Source organism: Paenibacillus sp. VTT E-133280, from assembly GCF_002264385.1.
Lineage (GTDB): Bacteria > Bacillota > Bacilli > Paenibacillales > Paenibacillaceae > Paenibacillus_AQ > Paenibacillus_AQ nitricinens.
In genome coordinates, this window is sequence record NZ_NFUX01000004.1 from 124,919 (window position 1) to 147,541 (window position 22,623).

Annotated in this window: 23 protein-coding genes; 14 read left to right on the forward strand and 9 right to left on the reverse strand. The window is 42.6% G+C overall.

Annotated elements, in window-relative coordinates; genetic code table 11:
- The first annotated feature begins 64 nt into the window (after positions 1 to 64).
- From CA600_RS03170 to CA600_RS03185, 5 genes are all read left to right on the forward strand, one after another.
- Positions 65 to 412 (forward strand): four-helix bundle copper-binding protein, encoded by a 348-nt coding sequence (locus tag CA600_RS03170; protein ID WP_042128424.1) that lies wholly within the window; start codon positions 65 to 67, stop codon positions 410 to 412.
- Positions 413 to 579: 167 nt separating this feature from the next.
- Positions 580 to 729, forward strand: a complete 150-nt coding sequence (locus CA600_RS31095; RefSeq protein WP_179281507.1) for a hypothetical protein — start codon at positions 580 to 582, stop codon at positions 727 to 729.
- A gap of 173 nt (positions 730 to 902) precedes the next feature.
- Positions 903 to 1,865 carry an ATP-binding cassette domain-containing protein gene (locus CA600_RS03175; RefSeq protein ID WP_179281508.1) on the forward strand — a complete coding sequence of 321 codons (963 nt, stop codon included), beginning with the start codon at positions 903 to 905 and terminating at the stop codon, positions 1,863 to 1,865.
- The gene (locus CA600_RS03180) at positions 1,862 to 2,575 is read left to right on the forward strand and encodes a hypothetical protein (protein WP_094868887.1); all 714 of its coding nucleotides are present in this window, start codon (positions 1,862 to 1,864) and stop codon (positions 2,573 to 2,575) included. Before CA600_RS03175 ends, CA600_RS03180 begins: the two co-directional genes overlap by 4 nt.
- A 45-nt stretch (positions 2,576 to 2,620) precedes the next feature.
- Positions 2,621 to 3,085: a hypothetical protein gene (locus CA600_RS03185; protein ID WP_042188942.1), complete on the forward strand. Its 465-nt coding sequence runs from the start codon at positions 2,621 to 2,623 to the stop codon at positions 3,083 to 3,085.
- Here CA600_RS03185 and CA600_RS03190 read toward each other — a convergent pair.
- The 3 genes from CA600_RS03190 to CA600_RS03200 all read right to left on the reverse strand — a co-directional run bounded on the left by CA600_RS03190 (position 3,062) and on the right by CA600_RS03200 (position 8,305).
- Positions 3,062 to 4,315, reverse strand: a complete 1,254-nt coding sequence (locus CA600_RS03190) for a winged helix-turn-helix domain-containing protein (protein WP_094868888.1) — start codon at positions 4,313 to 4,315, stop codon at positions 3,062 to 3,064. The two genes, CA600_RS03185 and CA600_RS03190, sit on opposite strands and share 24 nt — an antisense overlap.
- 106 nt (positions 4,316 to 4,421) lie before the next feature.
- Positions 4,422 to 6,509, reverse strand: coding sequence for an ABC transporter ATP-binding protein (locus CA600_RS03195; RefSeq protein WP_094868889.1), 2,088 nt, complete (start codon positions 6,507 to 6,509; stop codon positions 4,422 to 4,424).
- A gap of 47 nt (positions 6,510 to 6,556) precedes the next feature.
- A complete protein-coding gene (locus CA600_RS03200; protein ID WP_094868890.1) occupies positions 6,557 to 8,305 on the reverse strand; it encodes an ABC transporter ATP-binding protein in 1,749 nt (582 codons plus the stop codon).
- Between the two features lie 603 nt (positions 8,306 to 8,908).
- On the opposite strand from CA600_RS03200, the gene CA600_RS03205 reads away from it, so the two are divergent.
- Positions 8,909 to 9,226 carry a HesB/YadR/YfhF family protein gene (locus tag CA600_RS03205; RefSeq protein ID WP_094868891.1) on the forward strand — a complete coding sequence of 106 codons (318 nt, stop codon included), beginning with the start codon at positions 8,909 to 8,911 and terminating at the stop codon, positions 9,224 to 9,226.
- Positions 9,227 to 9,300: 74 nt separating this feature from the next.
- On the opposite strand, the gene CA600_RS03210 is transcribed toward CA600_RS03205, so the two are convergent.
- Positions 9,301 to 9,816 carry an ADP-heptose synthase gene (locus CA600_RS03210; RefSeq protein ID WP_094868892.1) on the reverse strand — a complete coding sequence of 172 codons (516 nt, stop codon included), beginning with the start codon at positions 9,814 to 9,816 and terminating at the stop codon, positions 9,301 to 9,303.
- Between the two features lie 124 nt (positions 9,817 to 9,940).
- On the opposite strand from CA600_RS03210, the gene CA600_RS03215 reads away from it, so the two are divergent.
- The 3 genes from CA600_RS03215 (at position 9,941) to CA600_RS03225 (ending at position 13,272) form a co-directional block, all read left to right on the forward strand.
- Positions 9,941 to 11,689, forward strand: a complete 1,749-nt coding sequence (locus tag CA600_RS03215) for an ABC transporter ATP-binding protein (RefSeq protein ID WP_094868893.1) — start codon at positions 9,941 to 9,943, stop codon at positions 11,687 to 11,689.
- 133 nt (positions 11,690 to 11,822) lie between these two features.
- Positions 11,823 to 12,341 (forward strand): sigma-70 family RNA polymerase sigma factor, encoded by a 519-nt coding sequence (locus tag CA600_RS03220; RefSeq protein ID WP_094868926.1) that lies wholly within the window; start codon positions 11,823 to 11,825, stop codon positions 12,339 to 12,341.
- The gene (locus CA600_RS03225) at positions 12,334 to 13,272 is read left to right on the forward strand and encodes a hypothetical protein (protein ID WP_094868894.1); all 939 of its coding nucleotides are present in this window, start codon (positions 12,334 to 12,336) and stop codon (positions 13,270 to 13,272) included. Before CA600_RS03220 ends, CA600_RS03225 begins: the two co-directional genes overlap by 8 nt.
- Positions 13,273 to 13,348: 76 nt before the next feature.
- On the opposite strand, the gene CA600_RS03230 is transcribed toward CA600_RS03225, so the two are convergent.
- Both CA600_RS03230 and CA600_RS03235 read right to left on the reverse strand, forming a co-directional pair.
- Positions 13,349 to 13,792, reverse strand: coding sequence for a DUF441 domain-containing protein (locus CA600_RS03230; protein ID WP_042188929.1), 444 nt, complete (start codon positions 13,790 to 13,792; stop codon positions 13,349 to 13,351).
- Position 13,793: 1 nt separating this feature from the next.
- Entirely contained in the window at positions 13,794 to 14,798 is a 1,005-nt protein-coding gene (locus tag CA600_RS03235) for a YpdA family putative bacillithiol disulfide reductase (protein WP_094868895.1), read from the reverse strand.
- A 180-nt stretch (positions 14,799 to 14,978) separates the two neighbouring features.
- Here CA600_RS03235 and CA600_RS03240 point away from each other — a divergent pair, with 180 nt between their 5' ends.
- From CA600_RS03240 to rsgA, 4 genes are all read left to right on the forward strand, one after another.
- Positions 14,979 to 15,575 carry a DUF2087 domain-containing protein gene (locus tag CA600_RS03240; RefSeq protein WP_094868896.1) on the forward strand — a complete coding sequence of 199 codons (597 nt, stop codon included), beginning with the start codon at positions 14,979 to 14,981 and terminating at the stop codon, positions 15,573 to 15,575.
- 121 nt (positions 15,576 to 15,696) lie between these two features.
- The gene (locus CA600_RS03245; protein ID WP_094868897.1) at positions 15,697 to 16,155 is read left to right on the forward strand and encodes a DUF3939 domain-containing protein; all 459 of its coding nucleotides are present in this window, start codon (positions 15,697 to 15,699) and stop codon (positions 16,153 to 16,155) included.
- A gap of 156 nt (positions 16,156 to 16,311) precedes the next feature.
- Positions 16,312 to 16,983, forward strand: coding sequence for an HAD family hydrolase (locus tag CA600_RS03250; protein ID WP_094868898.1), 672 nt, complete (start codon positions 16,312 to 16,314; stop codon positions 16,981 to 16,983).
- A gap of 495 nt (positions 16,984 to 17,478) precedes the next feature.
- Positions 17,479 to 18,570, forward strand: a complete 1,092-nt coding sequence (gene rsgA / locus CA600_RS03255) for a ribosome small subunit-dependent GTPase A (protein WP_094868899.1) — start codon at positions 17,479 to 17,481, stop codon at positions 18,568 to 18,570.
- A gap of 116 nt (positions 18,571 to 18,686) precedes the next feature.
- Here rsgA and CA600_RS03260 read toward each other — a convergent pair whose 3' ends face one another.
- Both CA600_RS03260 and CA600_RS03265 read right to left on the reverse strand, forming a co-directional pair.
- Positions 18,687 to 19,313: an FMN-dependent NADH-azoreductase gene (locus tag CA600_RS03260; protein ID WP_042128394.1), complete on the reverse strand. Its 627-nt coding sequence runs from the start codon at positions 19,311 to 19,313 to the stop codon at positions 18,687 to 18,689.
- Positions 19,314 to 19,808: 495 nt separating this feature from the next.
- A complete protein-coding gene (locus CA600_RS03265) occupies positions 19,809 to 20,048 on the reverse strand; it encodes a hypothetical protein (RefSeq protein WP_042128392.1) in 240 nt (79 codons plus the stop codon).
- A gap of 142 nt (positions 20,049 to 20,190) precedes the next feature.
- On the opposite strand from CA600_RS03265, the gene CA600_RS03270 reads away from it, so the two are divergent.
- On the forward strand, positions 20,191 to 20,859 hold the full coding sequence (locus CA600_RS03270) for a hypothetical protein (protein WP_094868900.1): 669 nt from the start codon (positions 20,191 to 20,193) through the stop codon (positions 20,857 to 20,859).
- On the opposite strand, the gene CA600_RS03275 is transcribed toward CA600_RS03270, so the two are convergent.
- Complete coding sequence (locus CA600_RS03275) at positions 20,846 to 22,546, reverse strand: alpha-amylase family glycosyl hydrolase (protein ID WP_256989702.1); 1,701 nt, start codon at positions 22,544 to 22,546, stop codon at positions 20,846 to 20,848. The two genes, CA600_RS03270 and CA600_RS03275, sit on opposite strands and share 14 nt — an antisense overlap.
- Positions 22,547 to 22,623: the final 77 nt, after the last annotated feature.

A 22,623-nucleotide genomic window follows, 5' to 3' on the forward strand; every position in this document is an offset into this window, starting at 1 on the left:
TCATTCCTAATCTTGTAGGTTAATAGTATCGCATACCCTATAAAAATACAGGAGGTTTAAGGCTATGACCCGAATTCAATATCAGGAGTGCATTGACGCTTGTTTAGAAAGTATGAATGCCTGTAATTATAGCTATGTCTCAAGCCTAAAAGAATATGATCTTGCTTCTCTGCGTGAAAGCATGCGGCTAGATCGTGAATGTGCGGATATTTGTTCATATGCCGTACAAGCGATGACTCGCCAAAGTCCGTTTGTAGCCGGAATTCTCCGTCTATGTGCCGAAATTTGTGAAGCCTGTGCAGATGAAAGCAGCAAGCATATACATACACATTGTCAGGAATGTATTGATGCCTGCCGTAGATGTGCTGAGGCGTGCCGTCTAATTAGCGATGCGGTTGAGGTTTATGCGTAAATACATGTAACCTAACTCTCATATATGAACCGATAACCAGATTGTTGCTGTAGAAATATAGCAACAATCTGGTTTTTTATATTCAGAACAGATGAAACCATTTATATAGCCAGAGCTTGCACAGATCTTTGAATATATTTTAATGGGTGGAGCAAAATAGCAGCCCGATGGACCCGCCTGATCCGGTTGGCTCTTCAGAGGGGACAGGTTTATTACGTGAGCTATATGATTTGCTTATGTTCAGTCAGATTACACCAGAGAAAGCTGCAGAACAGTTCCGGCTTCGAGCTGAAGATATTCTGTCACATACCAAATAAACAAAAAGAGGGAAAGGATTAACGGAAAGCAAACAATTTTATAATAAAACTTCTGGATTTAAGAAAGGGCTGCTTTAGCAGTTCTTTCTTTTTTTGATTAAAATTTGGTTCGTATAAGAGGAAATTCGTAGGGAACCGGAGAATTAACAGTAGATATGAAGGGAGCGCGATTAGTGACACACAGAGAAGAACTTAACTTTACTGACATTGGCATAGATGCTACTCCCCTAATAGTACTAGAACAAATTAGTAAGCAATTTGCACGACGAACAGTGTTGGAAGAAGTTTCGATGGTCGTTGAAATGGGAACTGTCACTGCACTTATCGGAAGGAATGGTTCAGGTAAAAGCACGCTGCTGTCTATCTTAGCTGGACTCATCCATGTTTCTTCAGGGAAGTTGAATCGCATTCATCATCATATGAGGATTGGATATGCGCCTGAAATTTTTCCAGGGTCGAAGCTTTCCCCAGAGCAGTATTTGCGAAGCATGGGTCAGATTAGCGGACTTGCACCAGCTCAGATCGAGCAGGAATTAACAATGTTATTCGAACTGTTTCTGTTGGAGAATTTTCGTACACAATCTATGCTAAACTTCTCCAAAGGGATGCTGCAAAAAATAAATCTGATCCAAAGCTTAATGGGAAGTCCTTCATTGCTGCTTCTGGATGAGCCTATGTCGGGATTGGATCTCACTTCCATGAATAAGCTTGTTGACCTTCTGATAAATTTGAAGAAAAAGGGCACAGCCATAGTATTCTCGGTACATGAGCCTCAGTGGATAGAAATGCTAGCCGACCATGTCCATGTACTTCAAGGAGGAAGGATTGTTAAGTCCATTGTGGGGTCTCAGAAGTTGAGAGCAAACCCCACTACTTATATCCGATTATCCAAGCTGTCCATTCAGAATCAGCAGTATCTGAAGGGTATGACAGGGTTTATTTCTTTAGGGGAAGTTAAGGATAGTGCTTATAGTGATTGTATAGGGCTGACTGTAGAGGCTTCACATTCTGACATCTTTCTGCGGTTTGTATTAGAAGCGGGTGGCTCAATACAATCGGTAGATCCCCGAGGGGGACGTGACGGTATAGAACTGTGGATGAGCCCAGCGACCAGAGCTAAGGAGGTCGATTCATGAATTCGCTTATCGCTTATATGCTGCGAAGCTATACCCGATCTCAGCGATATTTCGGCCCATTAGCAGGGATTGTGATTGCGGTTCAGATTTTGTATTCCTATAAACCTAATCCGGTAATGAATAGCTATGCAGCTACTGCAGTAATGCTTTTTATCAGCTGTGCCTGGATGGGCCTCAGCTTTCTAAATCATGAACATCCTGTACATCGGCAGATCGCAGTGGTTCATCTGCGAAGCGCGGTTAAGCATAGTGTAGGGGGTATTCTTTCACTTGCATTTCTTACGTTGCTGCTTGATCTAATCCTTGTTATTTATCCTTGGGTAACGGGCCACTTCGCAGAATCACCAGGGGTGTATCGGTTCAGCTTAGCTCTTGCTGGACACGGGTTATTAGGGATGCTTGGTGTGTCCATTTCCTTATATCTGCAATCTTCGTGGGTTAAGAAAGGCAGCCATGCTGCCGGTATCATGCTGGGAATTGTTATAATGTCACTTGGTGGGACCCAGATCAGTGATAGTTTGCCCGGTTCGTTACATTTTCTGATCTGGTTGTTACCACCTGTCGCCCCAGTTATGGAGGTTATGATGAAAGCTGATACTATACCATTAGCGGAGTTGTTAGGTTCATTTGCACATGCGCTCTTATATATAACACTGCTTATCGGTTTTTATTTGTACAGATCAAGACAGAGAGACTACAACAAAACATAAATTGTATAGATAAAAGTAAAAAGGATATTGAAGTGGAGGGGAAAGATGAAGCATACACAAGTACCAGAGAGTGAACAATCCAAGGAGTTATTTGCGTATTTTGGACTAGCAGTCTATTATGGTCAAGCCCTAGAACAGCAGTTGACCAATTTGTTATTGCTCACCAAATTATCGCAAGGCAAGACGCCCACTGAAGCAGATCTGACGGATCTGTATCAGCGAAAACTCAGCAATTCACTCGGTCAACTCATCAAAGAAATACAGCATCACTTTCCTTTCTCGGAGCAAGAAACCGCTCAGCTAGAAGAAGTATGGAAACAGCGAAACCATATCGTTCACGATTATTTCAAAGAACGGATACAAGAAACATTCACCCCTGCTGGAAGGGCAAAGATGATCGAGGAGTTAAAACGATTCAAAAATAAAGCTAGACGGCTAGAAATCAAATTACAAGGCTATTGTACAGAAATGTTCACGAAACTGGGGCTAGAAGAGGAGACCTTGCACTAATAACTCTTCTAATCCGCAGTCCTCTACAACCTCCGGTCTAAAATGAATCTTAGAAGCTCTAACGCAGCGTGATAGTGCAGATAGAGCTTCGCCTAATGCCGGAAGCATCTCTGGTATTAGGCGCTCACCCGGTTCCCACCACCAATTCATAATATTCAATGTTTGGCTCTTCTTATCCACCACCGGTTCAAATCTCGCAATAAAACGATCATTATATAATAAAGGCAGTACATAATATCCATATTCTCGTTCCAAAGCGGGTTTATAGACTTCCCAGCGGTAATGAAATCCAAATAATTGTCGGATCAGTTCTCGATCCCATATCAAGTTATCGAGTGGAGCTATTATAGCTGCAAACGAATAACCTGATTGACTCTCAGCATCTTCTGACTCTTGCTGTATTACAGCTTCTAAAGTTAGAGCGTCCATGCTACGGATGTAGAGTGGGAGCTTAATACCCTCCACTAGAACTTCCCTGAGGCTATCGCTTTGTAACAGCCTTTGAATCGCTGCCGCACGTTCCTTGCTCTTCAGACCGGAAATCCCCAGCCATCCGTCTCCGGATTTATTCCATAACAGTCCGATACTGCCTATTCTACGCAGCACATACCAATCATGAAATTGTTCATCGGTGGGGTTAGGGTCTTTCGTGTTCAAAAGATGATGTGGTAGCAGACGTTCAGCGAAATCGTAATACCGGCGGGTATGAACACGATGATGAACGACTATCTCCCCCCAAAAGTACATACTTTCCAAAGCGGCACGTGATAGTCTAGCCGGAGCCCAAGCCCAATCCACCTTGTCCTTTCCTTCTACATCCAAGGAGGAGAGAGGACCGCGCTTTATTAGCTCCTCACGAACCTGCTGTACGGCAGCCATTACAGGTTCATTAACCTGATGGTACAAGGCAGAAGCTTCTCTTCTCCGTTTGAAATAAGGCCAGTCCTCTGTACAATAAATGGACATGTTCTTGTCCCAACCATCGAATAGAAGTCGGTCTTGATACAGTAGCTCTTGGGCTTGCTCAGGCGTGAACCCGGGAACTCGTGCTTGGAGGACAAGCTCATGGTTATGGCCTGCGATGTTAAGAGGATCATATTGGATACAGCCTACGTGACGAACATAATCATAAATACTAAGTTTACCGGCAGGAAGAGCGCCCCTGGTTAACTTTTGGTGTGCCAGGAGAAAAAGTCGAGCTTGTTTCTTAGTTATAGTGTATGTACGCATCAAATGCCTCCTTCACCTATATGTATTATTTTTCATTTTACAGAACAAACGTTCTAATATCAAGTGTAGAAAAACCCTGAATCACAGATGTGACTCAGGGCATCGATTACATTTTCTCTAACGATGGTTGCAAGCTGCCTAACGAAGTTCGGGAGGATGCACTCTTATTATTGTCTATACTGTTAGAACCAGCACCTACTTGCAGCTGATACATCCGGAAGTATCTGCCGCCGAGTGCCATCAGCTCATCGTGGCTACCGCGCTCTACGATCTCTCCGTGATGCAGAACAAGAATCTGATCTGCACTTCGAATCGTGGATAAACGGTGTGCGATGATGAATGTCGTGCGTCCTTTTTTAAGGACTTCTAATGCATCTTGAATGACGCTTTCGGTCTCCGTATCGATATTGGAGGTGGCTTCATCAAGAATCAGAATAGCAGGGTCGAAGGAGAGCGCTCTGGCAAACGAAATCAATTGCCGCTGACCTGCAGATAGGGTGCTCCCTTTTTCAATAACGGGTTCATCAAAACCTTGAGGAAGGTGGGCCAGCAATTTATCTGCTCCGACTTCCCGTAAAGCCCGTTCAACCCGCTCGCGTGAGATTCGTTCATCCCCCAGGCTGACATTAGAAGCAATCGTACCAGTAAAGAGGTAAGGGTCTTGAAGAACAATCCCCATGTGATTACGCAGCCATTGCTTCGGAATATCTGTGACCTTCTGGCCATCAATCGTGATTTCACCTTTTTGCGGATCATAGAACCGGAATAACAAGTTGATTATCGAGCTTTTTCCGGAACCGGTATGACCCACTAGAGCAACCGTTTCTCCCGGACGTGCTTCAAAGGAAATATCGCGAAGGACGAAGTCTTTTTTATAAGCAAAGGACACGTTCTTAAACTCCACTTTTCCTTTATAGCGCGGCATGGAACCGTCGGTAACATTTTCCCCAGGCTCATCCATAAGAGTAAACACACGACCCGCAGATACCATAGAAGTGTCGAGATTTGCAAGCTGATTCACCATACCTGTAATCGGTTGGAACAAACGTCCAAGCACATCGACGAAGGCGTATAGAACCCCTAAAGATACAAAAGTAGAACCGGTAATACTGCCATGTCCGAAATACCAAAGCACCATCACAAAAGAGAGACTGCGCAACGAGTTCACCAGGTTGTGGGAGGTAAAGGCATTCAAATTCAGCATTTTATTCTGATATTTCAAGTAGTCATCGTTCAGATGCTCAAATTCTTCACCAAGCTGCTTCTGACGGCGGAATATGCGAACAATGGACATTCCTTGAATCGATTCATTAATGATAGCGTTGATCTCACTCAGTCGTGAGCGGATAATCGTATTATATTTTGTAGCGATTTTGCGATAGAGCACGATCCAAAGAATAAGAATCGGGATGATGAACAAGCTGATCAGACCTAGCCGGACATCGAGCAAGAACAAGGCGATGTATACGCCTGTAATATTAATAATACCGGTACTGAAATTGGAGAGAACGGCAATGAATAGATCTTTTATCGCCTCAGTATCATTGGTTACACGGGAGACTACCTTACCTGCTGGCAAGTTATCAAAAAAGTAAACCGGAAGTCGCTGGATATGCGCATACACATCGGTTCGCAGTTTTCGAATCACCTGATTCGCTGAAGATTGCAGCCAATAGGTTTTACCAAATTCGGCAAAGATCGAAATCACTAGGAAGATAGCGTACAAACCGACTAGCTGATAAATGCCTGGAAGCTCAGGTTTGTAAAAAGCGAACAGCTCATCTGCTGAAAGCTTAACCGCAGGATAGATGGCTTCGTCCTCACCACGTGTGATATGCATTTCACCATTGCTGAACTTTCGCTCACCATCTGGTTGTGTTACAGCTTCATTAATAAAGTAGAAGGTTCTTCCCTCTTGAAGAATGCGAATTTCTTGACCCTTAGCTTCCCCGGGTTCAAAACGATCTCCTCGTTTATAATAAGCGTTGTTATACTGAACGGCCTCATCTGGAGAAGTAGTGCTAAAATAAGGCTTTTCAATGGCCAGCATATGATTGTCAATCATACTTTTGGCGATAAACGGACCTGCCAGTTCAGCCGCTACCCCGATGGAGAGGAGTAGAAGGGCTGCAATAAAGGTTTTTTTTGCAGTCAATGCGTATTCAAGCAGGCGTTTGCCTGTACTCTTTGTCAACGGTGACACCTCCTAAAAGTTTTGCTTAGTCATAGCTAGTATGTCTATTAATCATTCGATAAATTATTCTCTACTTGCTGCCGGTCATACTGCTCGCGGTACCAGCCATTCATATCTAATAGCTCCTGATGCGTACCACGTTCAACAATGTGGCCGTTATCCAGTACAACGATGATGTCGGCATGTTGAACAGCAGAGAGGCGATGCGTAGAGATCAATGTTGTTTTTCCTGCACGCTCTTGGCGAATATTCTCAATAATCTGGGCTTCCGTACGAGCGTCAACAGCGGATAAAGCATCGTCCAGAATCAGTACATCTGGATTGGCGATAAAAGCTCTGGATAAGGATACACGTTGTTTTTGACCACCGGATAAGGATACTCCACGCTCACCAACCAACGTATCTAAACCATCAGATAATGTGCCTAAGTCATTTTGGAAGGCGGCAGCTGTGATAGCTTTCAAGATCGTATCGTCGTCCGCGTTATCCAGACCAAATTGAATATTTTGACGAACAGATTTAGAGAAGAGGATCTGTTCCTGAGGAACATATCCCATCCAGCTGTGCAGTTGATCCAATGAAATCTGTTGAATTGGAACACCAGAGATGAGAATTTCACCATTACCTGTCGGATATTCTCGTAGCAGCTGTTTGAGCAGCGTTGATTTACCGCTACCTGTACGACCGACTACACCTAGTGTTTGACCTTGGTTCAAGGTCAGACTGACATTAGTCAAATTGTCAATCGTCGATGAAGGATAACGGAAGGTCACATCGTTAAGTTCAATTCGGGTAGGATTTGCAACATGAACCGGGTTAGCGGCACTCTGAACATCTGCTTTGGAGTTTAGCGTCTCATCAATACGTTCGAGAGAGGCACCCCCGCGTTGCATGATGTTGATCAGCTCACCAATGGCGAACATCGGCCATACAATCATCCCGAGGTACATATTGAAGGAGACTAGATCACCCAGCGTGATCTGATTACGGAATACAAGATAAATCCCATAGGTAAGACCGATAATGTAGCTAAGTCCAACGCAGAATCGAATTGTCGGTTCAAAGAAGGCATCTACACGGGCTACAGCCATATTCTTGTTGTATACATCTTCTGTAATATCCGAGAATCGTTTCTCATCGAGTCTCTCTTGCACATAAGCACGGATAACCCGCACACCGGAGACAGATTCGAGAACCTGATCATTCATATCTCCGAATGCATCTTGTGCTAAGGAATAACGATCATGTATTGCTTTGCCATAAAAAATCATAGCGATTGCAATTAACGGTAATGGTACTACCGCTGCGAGAGTCAGCTTCCAACTGACGAGAAAACCCATTGCAAACAGTACGACTGTGAGATAGATTGTTGAATCCACCAGAGTGAGCATTCCGAATCCCACGGTAGCTGAGACCGCTCTAATATCGTTGGTTGCCCGAGCCATCAGGTCACCGGTTCTATTGCGTTCGAAGAACGATGGGGTCATGGTCATCAAATGATTCATAAATCTCGAGCGCAGAAGGCGCTCTACGAGGTTGGAGCCTCCGAATAATTTGTGCATCCATATGTAGGTAATCCAATAAATGACTAGCAGTAAAATGAGGATCATGCCGATATACTTGGCTAATGATGCTGTAGTAATAGAACCGCGTACTATGTCGTCAATGGCATTGCCTAGCAGACGTGGGGGTAATAATTCAAGCACACCTACTCCAATAAGTAAGATTAGGCCAATCAGGTAACGCCTTTTTTCTCGGCGAAAGAACCAGCCGAGATTGCGGAGAACGGAGAACAAGTAAATCCCTTCCTTTCAAGTTAAAGTAATAGCTGTGATGTTGGAAAAAAGCGCAAGTGGTTATCTCTATAGCCAGAAGAATCGACGTTATCGTCCTTCAAAGAGGACAATCGTTTCTCGTAGAAATATAAGGAAAATTTATATCGTGAAATATATAAATTCTTATATTTAAACAAAAAAGGCATATCATCCGAAAACGGACGATATGCCTGTAATTTACAGCTATCATGCGCACGGTGCTATACAGCACCAGGCATGTGAGAGACCTACAAGAACTAAAGTTATACGATCATTTACACTCGTATGAACTTCAGGATGGGTTCACCACTTGGGCTGCTTCGGTATTCAGTTGATTGGAAATTCCAACAATAGTTATTTGATATGGCTGTAACTTCGTAAACACCGCGCTCACCCCTTTCATTGTTTTAATGATTAATTTTGGTAATAACTAGCAGACGTTTAGTTATGTTCAGAGTTTATCACTCCGTTTGCAAAGTTGTCAAACTAATTTTTGAGGAGTTTGGGAAAACATTAATTACATAAAGGTGTTTGAAAATCGATTCATTTTCAGTATGATTAGACTATACAAAGGAGCTGAGAGAGATGAACATGGAAATTAGTCAAGCAGCGGCAGCTTGGTTTAAAAGAGAACTGGATCTTAAGAATGGCGACTATATTCGTTTATTTCCCCGCTATAGCTCGGGAGGTGGACTTCACCCTGGTTTCTCCTTGGGTATCGGGATGGAGGCACCTGGACGTCCAGCAATACAAGTTGAACAAGACGGTATTGTGTTCTACATGGAAGAGCAGGATTTATGGTATATGGAGGGCTACGGCTTAACTATTGTGTATTCTGAGGCAGAGGATGACATTGAATATAAGTATGAAGCCAATTCGGTGCCTGGCGGAGTACAGGTTTAAATGTCTTAATTTTGTTTTTTTACGAATGTGAAAAGCCCTTGCCAAAAGGCAGGGCTTTTTCTACGTTGATATAATCAGTGCGAATTGTGGAACGTTTCTTCCTCCATTGCAAAATCGAAATCGTCAATGTCGTATACTTGAACAGGGACCCCACCTTCAATAATGCGTTGAATCAGCTCGAATTGATCGGTAAGAATGGGCACCTTCTCACGTTGTGAAGACAATAGAAGCTCCGTTTCGATGGGATCGAATGTTTCGCCGTAGACAGCGGTATCCATGCTGTTAATGATGGTAATCTTTGATTGTCCGCCTAGTAGAATACCAGAGCTTTTTGCCCAAGGAACGGCCAGACAGCGGTTGATTTTTTTAGCATTTAGCGGCTCTTCGAAATAGGCAATGAGCTCACCAATCTTGAGTTTGACATGCTTGTCATCATCTGGACGGTTCATTAACGGATCATCACTGTCCCGAAGTTCGTATAATTCCATCACGGTCGTATAAGGCACTATATATTCTACAGGGCTGCTCGATATGAGAAGCTGGCCGTAAATCGCCATCATGACGGCTTCCGTCACAAATTGTCTAGACATCTTTATCCTCCTGAAGTTCGGGTACTGCAATCGTACTTATGGACTTAAAAATATAAAAACACTGTAGAGCGCAAAAGTCAACTGTACTTAGCAACTCAGTAAAGAGAAAGGATAGAATATCTCTGTGAAACAATGGAAATCATATTTTACTTTTGTACGGCCTTACATGAAATGGATTGTGTTTACGCTCTTTATAGGTATGATCAAGTTCAGCATCCCGTTGACACTGCCTATGATCCTGAAATACGTGGTCGATGACCTGCTGATGAACCCTGCCATGAGTGCTCAGGAGCGGGTATCGCAATTGATGCTTATTCTCGGAGGCGCTTTTGTTTTATTCGTAATTGTAAGGGGACCGGTGGAGTATTACCGGCAGTATTTTGCCCAGCTGATCACAAGTAAGATATTGTTCGATATGCGCAATAAGCTATACAGTCACTTACAGCGCTTGTCGCTGCGGTATTATCAGAATACAAAAGTGGGCGAAGCAATTTCGAGATTTATAAATGATGTGGAACAGACTAAAAATTTAGTAGAAGTCGGAATGATGAATGTATGGCTGGATTTATTTACGCTAGTGTTTGCGCTTGGTTTTATGTTTTATTTGAATCCAGTGCTGGCGCTAGTATCTATCGCTGTACTTCCGTTTTACGCCTTTGCGGTGAGTAAACTATATAAACGACTTAAGGTGTTAACCAAAGACCGTTCACAGGCTCTAGCTGGCATTCAAGGCTATCTTCATGAACGGATTCAAGGCATTTCGATTATCCGCAGCTTCACGATGGAAAAAGTGGATCAGAAGCAGTTCGAAGATATCAACGGTAACTTTCTCAAAAAAGCGATGGCTCAAACCCGTTGGAATGCGATTACCTTCGCGATTATTAACACACTAACGGATATTGCACCACTGCTAGTCATCGGATACGGGGGTTATCAAGTGATTCATGGCCATTTGACTGTGGGAACCTTTGTTGCTTTCTTCGGCTATCTGGACCGGATGTATGCGCCGCTGCGTCGATTGATTAATTCCTCGACAGTGCTAACTCAAGCCTCGGCTTCCCTTGAACGGGTGCTTGAGCTGCTAGAAGAGCCTTATGATATCGTGGATAAACCGGGAGCAAGACCTCTGACGAATGCACGTGGTGAAATTGATTTTCATAAGGTTTGGTTCAAATACAACGAAGAGAATGATTGGGTACTGAAGGATATCAATTTAAGTATCAAACCTGGGCAGACGGTCGCTTTTGTCGGAATGAGTGGTGGTGGGAAGTCCTCTCTCATAAGCTTGATTCCGCGTTTCTATGACATCAGCAAAGGTAGCCTCCAGATGGATGGTCAGGATATACAAGGTTTGACGCAGGAGAGTTTACGAAGAGCCGTTGGAATGGTGCTTCAAGATAATTTCTTATTTAGTGGGTCTGTAAGAGATAATATCTTGTTCGGTAATCCTAATGCTACAGAGGAGGAAGTCCTCTCGGCGGCGAAAGCTGCCAATGCGCATGATTTTATTGAGCAGCTGCCGCTAGGCTATGACACAGAAGTGGGAGAGCGTGGAGTGAAGCTGTCCGGTGGACAAAAGCAACGGGTTGCGATCGCAAGAGTGTTTCTTAAAGATCCGAAGGTTCTTATATTAGACGAAGCTACATCAGCGCTGGATCTGGAGTCAGAGCATTTAATTCAACAAGCGCTGCAATCCCTCTCATCGGAACGTACTACACTAATTGTTGCACATAGACTGTCTACAATTACACATGCAGATCAGATCGTAGTGCTCGAGAATGGTGAGATCACAGAGCGTGGTACACATGAAGAACTGATGGGGCTAGATGGAAGTTATGCGAGATTGTTTAACGTACAGCATTTGGATACATGATAAGAACTAACCTTACAATAAATTACTTAGGTGGTCTTCTCGAGAGAGAGGGCCATTTTTTTAAACCCATTTGAGTCTTTTTGAATATCACGTGCGTCTAAAAAGTATAAGCAACATGAAAGGTAGTGAGAACTTGAATACAACAGAGCTGGAGGAAAAGGCGATAGCGGGTGATGAAGACAGCTTTACTGCATTAATAGATGGGATGCAGGAGCGTCTTTACCGTATGGCATACTCCTATGTGAGGAATAAGGATGATGCGCTGGAGATTGTACAGGAGACCGTCTACAAAGCGTATATCTCTATTCATAAACTGAAGCAACCTCAATATTTTAAATCTTGGCTTACAAAAATAGCCGTCAATTGTGCTTTGGACTTTATCCGGAAATCTAAAAAAATCGTGTATATGGATAAAAATCCTGAAGTCAGCTATGTTTCAAAACCGATAGAAGATGTCATTGATCTACAGGAGGCGTTAAGTGTCCTTGATAAAAAATCAAGAATGATTATTGTCATGAGATATTTCGAAGACTTACCTATTAAAGAAATTGCGGGGGTATTGGAAATGCCAGAGAGCTCTGTAAAAACCGTCATCTATCGGGGTTTAGGGAAATTAAAAATAAATATGAAGGGAAGTGAGTACTTTGGATAATCAACTTGAACGGTTACAGAAAGCATACAACGATATTGAAATCCCCGAAGAACTCTCACAAGCTTCTCGTAAAGGAATTGAAAGAGGAAAACTTCATAAACAACAGAAAAGAGGAACGAAAATGAATGGATTAAAGTGGACAGGATCAGTTGCAGCAGCAGTTATTATTTCTTTTACAGTAGGGGTAAATACGGTGCCAGCCTTCGCGGATAGTATGAATGATGTCCCAGTGCTCGGTAAGCTTGTAAGTGTATTGAAATTTACGGATGGAAGTGCAGGCGGAGGTACGATTCAGGATGGAGTAGATGTCAATTTCATTTCTTTGAAACATCAGAAGAACAGTGATCAAATGATTTTAAACTTTGCAAATTCGGACAATACGCAAGACCTAGCAAGCTCTTATAACGTAAAATTCACTGACAATCCTTATACAATGACCGTAACCGTGAGCGGGGCAAGGAACTTCTCAGCTGTTAAAGATCTCGAGACATTAAAAGAAAGCGAGTATGTTCAAGATGCTTATCCTTTAATTACATTGGATGACTCGATGATACGTTTCAATGTAACCTTCAAAGAGCCAGTTGCTTATGAGGTGAAGGAATATAAGGAACCGGCACAGGTTGCAATTACATTGAAGGATAAGAAGGGTAATGTGGGGGAAGAAACTTCTATATATTCCCTTAGAACACTCTCAGAGCCAGCTGGCGAGAGCCAAGGAATGGCTGAAGAGATGTTATTCGGGTTAGAGAACGTGCGCGTATTAAAGGATCAGAAGGGATTATTCCTGGTGGAAGCTGGGTATTTCAATACAGAAGCAGAAGCTTTGGCTCAACTGAAAAAAATTCAAACAGAGCATGAGGTTGGTGATCTGTTGTTTGTAGAAAAACGATCGTCACATGAAATTCCACAGTCCATTTCGCAGGCTGAGTAAATACACAATAGAGCAGCGATTCTCTCGTTAGTGGAGAATTGCTGCTCTATTTTTGTATTGAATGGTTACCCACCGGTTACATTTTGCCAATCAAGAGCGACAATATACCGGCTGCGATAAGCGGCCCTACAGGGACACCCTTGAACAATGCAACGCCAATCACTGTTCCGATCAGGAGACCCGCAACAACTGTGGGCTGGTTGGTCATAAGGATGGCTCCACGCCCGCCAAGATAAGCGACGAGAATGCCGATCGCAATTGCCAGAAGAGACTTCCAGTGGAGGAAGGACTGACCGACCATCTGCAGCGATATTTTACCGCTGGCCAAAGGCGTCATGACCCCGATCGTAAGAATGATTATCCCGATGGTTAAACCATATTTCTCAAGCCAAGGGAAGGTCTGCTGCAGGCCAAGAACTCTTAGCAGTAGTAGGACGACCATTGCTATTGTTACAGGGGAATTACTGCTTATAATACCGAGCGCAGCAAGACCAAGCAAAAGCAAAGAGGTCATGTCCATCTTAATCGTTCAACTCCTTATTGTGAGAACTGCGCTTCGCAAGAATGTGATCCGCGATAAGTTTACCATGCCCACGACCTGTCTCGATAAATACTTCATTCGCATTACGGCCTGAAGCGATTACTCCTGCAACATAAAGACCTGGAACATTACTTTCCATAGTTGAAGGATTAAAAGCTGGCTTATCCATATCGTCATCCATAACAACGCCGGCAGAAGTGAGAAGCACTCGGCTGGGCCGGAAGCCAGTCAAAGCAAGGACGAAATCATTATCTATGGATTTTTTGTCTCCATTATGACTTGTAACTATAACCGAACTAGCCGTAATTTCAGTAACACGTGATTCCAGATGTAGAGTGATCTTGCCCTTTTGTACCATCCCTTCAAAGATTGGCCGAACCCAAGGCTTAATATTCGAGGAAATGCTCTCACCACGATAGACCATATCGACTGTAGCTCCAACACGCATAAGCTCCAGTGCTGCATCTACTGCAGAATTACTGCCACCAATGACAGTAACTTTCATCCCTGTATATGGATGGGCTTCACCGAAATAGTGGGTAACTTTAGGGAGTTCTTCCCCTGGAATACCGATCATATTCGGTTGATCAAAATAACCTGTAGCGATAACGACATTTGCAGTGATACGTGTGTGATGCTCACCACGCATATTGGACGTATGTACAGCATAGGTTCCATCTTCCAGTGGCTCAATGGATAACGCTTCTTCATAAGCAGCAATATCTAGACCATACTGCTCCGCAGCCCGGCGGTAATAGACAAGAGCTTCGTGGCGGTAAGGTTTATCATTGGTCGAGGTGAAAGGAACGTCTCCGATTTCTAATAACTCAGCAGTACTAAAGAATTGCATATTTGTTGGATACAAATAAATGGAGTGAACGATAAAGCTTTTTTCAATAATGAGACTGGACAGTCCTTGGCGCTGGCATTCGATAGCTGCCGAGAGGCCGCATGGACCTGCACCGATAATAATTACATCTTTCATACAGTGGGTTACCTCCTGATTGTTACTATCTTTTCTTTAAATCCTACCCTAAATTCATTCATTTTGCCATAACCATAAGATTAAACACAATAACCATTGCAAGCATAATGTTGATTGTTATATAATTAGATATATATCTAATTATCATCTAGCTTATGAAGGTGAAGGAGTGTGATTCCAATGCAGTTAGAAAAAATAGTGAACTATCATAAAGCTTTGGCTGACCCAACGCGTCTTCGTTTATTGTTGCTTCTGTCACAAGGAGAAATGCACGGACAAGCGCTGGCTGAGAAATTGAATTTATCGCAACCAACAGTAACTCATCATGCTGCGAAGTTACGTGAAGCGGCATTAATTAAGGAACGACGTGATAAAAATACGGTTTATTTCAAGTTGAATCCAGAGTTCATTAGCAGTGGTGCTGAGTCTTCACTTCAGTTTATTTTTTCAAAAGGAGCGAGGAATATGGAGGAGAAATCACCTGGAAGTAGTCTAAAGGAGTCTGTACTGCGTAATTTTTTTTCGAAGGATGGGCGGCTTCGGCAAATTCCGGCACAATATAAGAAGAAACTGATCGCACTTCAGTACATGGTTGAGAAGCTAGAGCCGGGGGTGGTTTATTCTGAGAAGGAAATTAACGAGTTCATTAAGCAGTTTCATGAAGATTTTGCTACTATTCGGCGTGAATTTATAATGCATCAGTTTATGTATCGAGAGAATGACAAATATGAGCTTAATCCTCAAGAAGTATGGACTCGTTGGGAAGATGTCAAATAATGTTCATGAAGTTATTAACAAAGTGTGTCTATTAGGTTTATCTTGATTAAGAGGGAGGAATTCGAATATAATATAATTGTAAGCGTTAACAAAGATAGTTTTTCGAAAGGAGACTTGTCTTATGTTTTTCAAACGCACAAAAAAACAACCCCAATCGGAACATTTCACCGTTACCCTAAATCAAGTCAAGCAGGCGATCAGACAGTTTGAAGAGGATATGCCTGCGCTCATTAATAGAACAGCTTTAATCCTTGATGACAAAAGAATAGATTTGAGCAGACTAACACGATATTTAGGAGGCATTCCAGAACAGAATTTCTACATGTCACGCGAGACATATGAAGTTTTCGAGGAAGAAGATAAGCTTGTTCCGTATTACCTTGATATGGTCCAGTCGGCTGTCGATAATTATATCAGTGATACAGGTCAGCTGCCACTTGTTGAAGATGCCTGGTTACCTGAGGTCCATTATCGATTGTTAGCGACAGAAAGTTATCTCAAAGAAACCCCTCCTTTTCCACTGTATATTACAGAAGAGGAAATGATGCTGACACATCGAGCGGAGCATTTTGAGCAATGAAACAATTTAATTTAAAGCATATATAGACTGTTCGGTAGAAGGGGAGACAGCTTTTCCTTTTTACAGAATGGTCTTTTCATTGTCTTTAGAGACATAGTACAATAGATTTCTGAATATTCAATTCTGAAATCAACAGCATATAAGGGGAATCGCTTGATGAAAGAGATACAAGCTATATTATTTGATTTGGATAATACGTTAATGGATCGTGATCATACCTTTCGCAGTTTTAGTATACAGTTTGTTCAGGACTTCCTAGGACATTTGGAAGCTGAAGAAGCGCAGAGGGTAATCGAGGATATGATTCACAGAGATGCTGATGGATACCGTGATAAGGACGGATTCTTCGTAGAGCTAAGCGAGGTACTGCCTTGGGAAACGCCAGTTACGGCTGAACATATTCGTGCGTATTATGATGCAAGTTATATCAATCATGGTGTTACAATGAAGGATGCGGTGGACGTTCTGAAGTACTGCAAGGAGCGAGGTTATATACTTGGTCTGGTTACCAACGGCAAAGTAGATATCCAGAACACCAAAATTGATACCCTTGCCCTGCGAGACTACTTCAAGGCTATTGTTATTTCTGGAGAAGCAGGAATGGCTAAGCCCGATCCTAAGATTTATCAACTTGCATTAGACAGATTGGGAGTTACTGCAGATCAGACTTTGTTTATTGGAGATCACCCTGTAAATGATATTTGGGGTGCAGGCAAAGCAGGGCTACAAGGCATTTGGCTGCAAAGAAAACATGCCTGGGACGATCAGTTGGACATACAACCTTGGAAGATAATCTGCGAGTTGAACGAGCTTAAGTCCATTTTGTAATTTATCAAAATTTATAGTTGACATTATACGGCAGAGCCGTTTATGATAACAGCATCTTATTTCGGAAGGAGACGATGTTTTATGACAGTTTTAAATGTAATGAACTCAACTGTTGTGGATACGTGTCTTCCGGGAACAGCGGCTGCCGAATAAGTTATTCGTGCAGTTTAGCAGGTAAGCTCTATTACGCTTATTAGAGCCGCGGGAACCGTATTGGGTCCGGCGGATTTTTTGCGTATATAGAATCGATAGGAATTGTAGTTAATTGTCTATTTCTCTATATATCGCACGGGAAAATGAACTTATCCTTGTCTTTAGGATGAGACATTTTTCTGATTATGTGTGCACTTTTTGTCCTTTTCGTCCTAGAAGAGTTCATGAAGTGTGACCGCCGCCGGAGTCTTAAATCCTGGCGGCTTTTTATGTTCTCGGAGAATGCTGGAAGTACTTAGTAAATAAAAATAAAAACTTAAACAGATCTTTAGGAGGATTCGAATGACTAACATACAGCAATATGGTTGGAATGAAAATTGGAGTTCAAAATGGGGTGAAAAGTGGAAGGAGACGGAGGATAAACGCCTTGTTCCCGGAAGAATTGTAGGCGATTTTGGTAGTAAGTATAGGGTAATGACTGATTTGGGAGAGACATGGGGTGAGCTATCAGGCAAGCTGAGACATACGTTTGTCGCTTCAGGTGATTTTCCAGCGATCGGCGACTGGGTGGCTCTTTCCATGCAGGATGGCGGCGAGCATGCGATTTTACATGGGATATTGCCTCGGCATAGTGTCATCTCACGCAAGGTAGCTGGTAACACACAAGAGGAGCAGATTGTTGCCTCGAATGTAGAAACTTTATTTCTGGTCAGTGCTTTGAATGATGACTTTAATGTTCGGCGGATGGAGAGATACTTAATCATGGCTTGGAACAGCGGAGCCAATCCAGTCATTCTACTGACCAAAGCGGATCTTTGCCTAGATGCAGAGAGTAAAATTGCCGAAATGGAAAGCGCCGCTCCAGGTGTGCCAGTTCATGCGGTTAGTGCATTGCAAGATAATGGCCGTGAGAAACTGCTGCCTTACATTGGGAATGGACAGACAGTAGCTTTAACGGGTTCATCTGGCTGCGGCAAATCAACGATGGTCAACTGGTTATGTGGAAAGAACCTTCAGCTTACACAGGATGTAAGAGAAGGCGATAGCCGTGGACGCCATACTACTACCCACCGTGAACTGTTTATTATGCCGGACGGAGGAATCATAGTGGACACACCAGGGATGCGTGAGCTGCAGCTATGGGAAGATGAAGGTGGATTAGATCTGGCGTTTAGTGATATTAGCAGCTTAGGTGCTGGATGTCGGTTTAGTAACTGTAGACATGAACGTGAGGAGGGCTGTGCGGTACTTGAAGCGGTTCAAAACGGTGAGTTGGAAGAGAAGAGACTGCTGAACTACCGGAAGACACAGCGGGAGCTGATGTACCAAAGCACGAAAGAGGTGAAGCTCAAGAGAAAAACCGCAGCTTCTTCTAAAGTTCATTCGACAAGGACTAGAGGGTACGGCTGGCGTAAAGAACTTGATGAGTATTAGAAGAACTTTATAGACAGCGACGGGGCCAAGGGTAGTATTTAAATAGGCTAGATAATCAAAAAAAAGGGTGACCACTCAGGGTCACCCTTTTTATTAAATTCTTTTATAGGCTTGTATTAGAACGATGCAGCAGTTTCCTTAGCCAATTGTAATCCGTTCTCAATGATTTCAGCGGATTGTGCAGGAAGTTGGTTATGACCTTCGATGATGACTTGAGTAATATCTTTAATACCCCAGAGGTTAAGGTTACCAACGATGAAGTTAACAGCCATTTCAGCACTTGCTGCAGGACCTTCGGAATAAATACCACCTCTAGCGTTCAGAACGATTGCTTTTTTACCTGTCAAAAGACCAACTGGACCTTCAGCAGTGTAAGAGAAGGTTTTGCCAGCTTGGCAAAGGTAATCGACATAAGTATGCAATACAGCTGGTACAGTCATGTTCCACAGTGGGAAACCGAATACTACTTTATCAGCAGCGATAAACTGTTCCAAATATTTATTAACTACAGCAGCACCTGCTGCTTCTTCAGCTGTTAGTTCGTAGCCTTGAGCAGCTTTGTACATACCAGTGATCAGGGTATTGTCGTAGTAAGGAAGTTGCTCTGCAAACAGATCAAGTTCAGTGATTTCATCTTCTGGATTGTTGAGTTTGTAGTTCTCCAAGAATTCATTGTAAAGCTTAACGCTTACGGATTGTTCTGCTGGACGGTTGTTTGCTTTGATAAATAAAACTTTAGACATTATGATTGCTCCCTTGAATGTGTGTATTTAATATTAACTATAAATAATATAGCATGTATTCTTTTGTTTGTAAATTATTTTTTTGTAATTGTTTTTTTGGGGAAATGAGTATTTTATAAAGGAAACAGAGTTTGAAAAATACAAATCCCGGTTAATAAACTTACAAGGTAACAGGAAAATATTCCCTATATCCATAAGGATCTGAATGAATTAAAAGGAGCGATGGACATGTCCATTGATCGGTTTATCATTAAGAAATTGGATAGCTGTCACGAAGAGCATACACGCCAAAATTTAGTGAGACTCTTTAAACTTCGGATACAGAAAGCTGAAAAAGCAGAGAATAAGAACTATAAAATTAGCTGAAATTGCTCCAAACTCATGTAATCATTCATTACTAAAGCAGCAAACTTAAAAACAGCAAGTCTCTTTCTGAGACTTGCTGTTTTGTCTGCCAAAGGATAAAAGAAACTTCACAAAAAAACTACCCCTCTATTAATAGAGGGATAGCGCCAATGAATCATTCTCACTATAACTGTGCAATATAGCCTCAGAGCCTTTAATTTCGATACTAATTAATGAATTCAGGCATTTCTGGATGGCATTCTTGCCCTTTTGAATTTTGAGCTCCAACGTACTGTTAAGTAATCTAAGTACTTTTTGAGTGGGCTGTTTATTTTCTGTTGTGAAATACACAGGTACAAGTTTGTTCTGAAATGTGATGAGCATTCTCATTTTGAAGACACCTCGCTAAAAGTATTTCATGTTAATGATAATACCCTTTGTTTCTTAATTTTACCTTAAAATTAGCTTATGATAACATAAAGATTGTTAGATTAATATACATATATATGAAATACAGGAAGGATACAATGATGTGAATGACAATGGATTGGCCGATTTAACGCATTTTTTATTTCCAGATGAAGCAAAGGGGCAAGCAGTTCTGGATCAGTTACATACAGGTTTAACCGCAGAACGGATCTGTAGATTGAAATATAAAGAGAAGGAGGAAATGAAGGATCTGTGTCTGCAAATACATAAAGACAGGATACTAGTAATCTGCAATAGTAACCCGGAAACCCTTCCCTATGAATTAAAGGATGAAAGTGAAATGGAGAGCTTTTGTCTTCAGCTGTTCGAATGTGAGAACATGAAAGAGCTTTACAATCATGGGATTCCGGCATTACTAATGTCAAAAATAAAGTTTGAGGAGCTGAAAAAAAGCTCATGTTCATCCACGCTGCAAATGCTCTCAGATTGTTTAGCAGCTGAGACAGGGGATGATGTACATTCCATCCAGCTGGCACGGGTGATGAAGTGCTTCATGTCGGAGGGAGAATTACGACTTTGCACATCCAGTGACAGTGGATGGAGGTTCCAGAAAGCACGCTTCTTGGGCGATCATTCCAGTGGCTGGTTGTTACGAATGAGCAGTGATCCATCCAAAGACTGGCTTATAGCCCTCCCGATTTCAAAAGCTCAATTATGTGGGTCAGTAACAAAGTGGGTGTTACATTCTTCCTCATTTCTCACTCCACAATAGCGGTTGAATAAGGAGGGAGGGTAAGTTGATCTGAATTCAAGATCGATTTGACAGCAATCGTCTTTAAGATCTTGGAGTAAGAGAAACCCTCGACATTGGGTTGCAGTACAACGGTTTGTTCTTCTCCAGTAAGGTTATGAACGACGAGCACCTGATCCTGTGTTGTTAGTCGTTCGTAAGCCATAACCCCGGGATTGCCAGAAGCATAGTCACGGATTCCGCCATCCCGGAGCGCAGGAATCTCATTTCTTAGTGCAATAAGCTCACGATATCTTTCTAGCATTGAACCACTGTCATTCAGCTGGCTCTCAACATCAACGTTTATCGCACCCGCATTATTACGTCCGGCCTCCCATGTAGTCTGCCCCTCTCCTTGATCGGCTGCACTCCATCTCATAGGCTCTCGAAGTCCTTCATCTGGCTTCACACCGAGCATTCCAATTTCTTCACCATAATAGATAAAAGGATTCCCAGGCAAAGTTAACAGTAGGGCTGCTGCCATTTTTGCATGATTCGGGTTATTGTCTAATTGACTCATAACTCTGTTTTGATCATGATTTGTCAAGAAAGTAGCATCGGTAAATTGGTTAACGGATATTTTGGAATACAATTTATAGGTTCGTTCCAGCGTAAAGGCCGTCCCGCTATCTTTTTCAGTTTTTACAGAGTTCACTAGTGTTTCTGCTAAGCCAAAGTTAAAGCTTGAGTCAAATGCTTGATCTAAATAAGCTCCGACAGTGACAGCAGAATTCTCCCAGACCTCGCCAACAATGTATGCCTCTGGGTTTACTTCATTCATAGCCTTGCGGAACTCCTGCCACCAGGATACATTTTTAGCAGTAGTAGCCTCAGTTTTGTCACTCAAGAGATCTTCGTAGATATGCTTCGCAGCATCTAGTCGGAAGCCATCCACTCCTTGCTCCAGCCAAAACTTTCCGATGTCCTTCATTTCAGTACGAACTTCTGCATTATCGAAATTCAGATCAGGCATGCCTTCCCAAAATCCGCCCAGATAATGACTGCCAAGGATAGAATGCCATGCATTGCCACCGCCAGCAGCGCTGGCTCCATTTGCGGGACGACCTTGATCCTCGGCCCAGACGTACCAATCACGATATTTGCTGTCACTGTTTTTAGCCGAGTCTACGAACCATGGGTGTTCTTTGGAGGTATGATTCACAACCAAGTCCATAATTATTTTAATTCCTCGTTTATGCGCCTCTGTAATAAGCTCCTGCATATCCTCAATCGTCCCATATTCAGGATTAATCGCACGATAATCAGTTACATCATATCCATGATAGCTTGGTGATGGGTTGATGGGCATGAGCCAAATCCCGCCAATCCCCAAATCAGTCGTGGTTTCAGGATTCCCATCATTTAAGTAATCCAGCTTCTGGGTGATCCCTTTGAGATCTCCAATGCCATCGCCGTCTGAATCATAGAAGGAACGAACAAATAATTCATAATAAACGGTGGAAGGTTGTTCGTCCGTCTTATTTATAACTTTTCCAGCTTGGGGTGCAGCGGTGCTCTGAATGGAGCCTGCTCTAGGGGAGGGCGTGGCAACAGGTGTTTTGTTGATTGAATTACCAGTGCAACCAGACAGCAGTAATGTGGTTAGGCTGATGCACACCAGAGAGCATATTGTAATTTTTTTGGTTTTGAACGTAGCATCTTTATACAAATGTAAAAACTCCTTCTATTGCAAATTTTCTAATACAAGAAATGGAAAGCGCTTTATTTCCTATAGTACTCGAATGC

Coding starts and splice junctions, on each gene's coding strand:
- CA600_RS03245 (WP_094868897.1), top strand. CDS start 15,697: ATGTTTTTCAAACGCACAAAAAAACAACCCCAATCGGAACATTTCACC.
- CA600_RS31095 (WP_179281507.1), top strand. CDS start 580: ATGGACCCGCCTGATCCGGTTGGCTCTTCAGAGGGGACAGGTTTATTA.
- CA600_RS03240 (WP_094868896.1), top strand. CDS start 14,979: ATGCAGTTAGAAAAAATAGTGAACTATCATAAAGCTTTGGCTGACCCA.
- CA600_RS03250 (WP_094868898.1), top strand. CDS start 16,312: ATGAAAGAGATACAAGCTATATTATTTGATTTGGATAATACGTTAATG.
- CA600_RS03210 (WP_094868892.1), bottom strand. CDS start 9,816: ATGTCTAGACAATTTGTGACGGAAGCCGTCATGATGGCGATTTACGGC.
- CA600_RS03235 (WP_094868895.1), bottom strand. CDS start 14,798: ATGAAAGATGTAATTATTATCGGTGCAGGTCCATGCGGCCTCTCGGCA.
- CA600_RS03190 (WP_094868888.1), bottom strand. CDS start 4,315: ATGCGTACATACACTATAACTAAGAAACAAGCTCGACTTTTTCTCCTG.
- CA600_RS03230 (WP_042188929.1), bottom strand. CDS start 13,792: ATGGACATGACCTCTTTGCTTTTGCTTGGTCTTGCTGCGCTCGGTATT.
- CA600_RS03170 (WP_042128424.1), top strand. CDS start 65: ATGACCCGAATTCAATATCAGGAGTGCATTGACGCTTGTTTAGAAAGT.
- rsgA (WP_094868899.1), top strand. CDS start 17,479: ATGACTAACATACAGCAATATGGTTGGAATGAAAATTGGAGTTCAAAA.
- CA600_RS03265 (WP_042128392.1), bottom strand. CDS start 20,048: ATGAGAATGCTCATCACATTTCAGAACAAACTTGTACCTGTGTATTTC.
- CA600_RS03260 (WP_042128394.1), bottom strand. CDS start 19,313: ATGTCTAAAGTTTTATTTATCAAAGCAAACAACCGTCCAGCAGAACAA.
- CA600_RS03205 (WP_094868891.1), top strand. CDS start 8,909: ATGAACATGGAAATTAGTCAAGCAGCGGCAGCTTGGTTTAAAAGAGAA.
- CA600_RS03180 (WP_094868887.1), top strand. CDS start 1,862: ATGAATTCGCTTATCGCTTATATGCTGCGAAGCTATACCCGATCTCAG.
- CA600_RS03185 (WP_042188942.1), top strand. CDS start 2,621: ATGAAGCATACACAAGTACCAGAGAGTGAACAATCCAAGGAGTTATTT.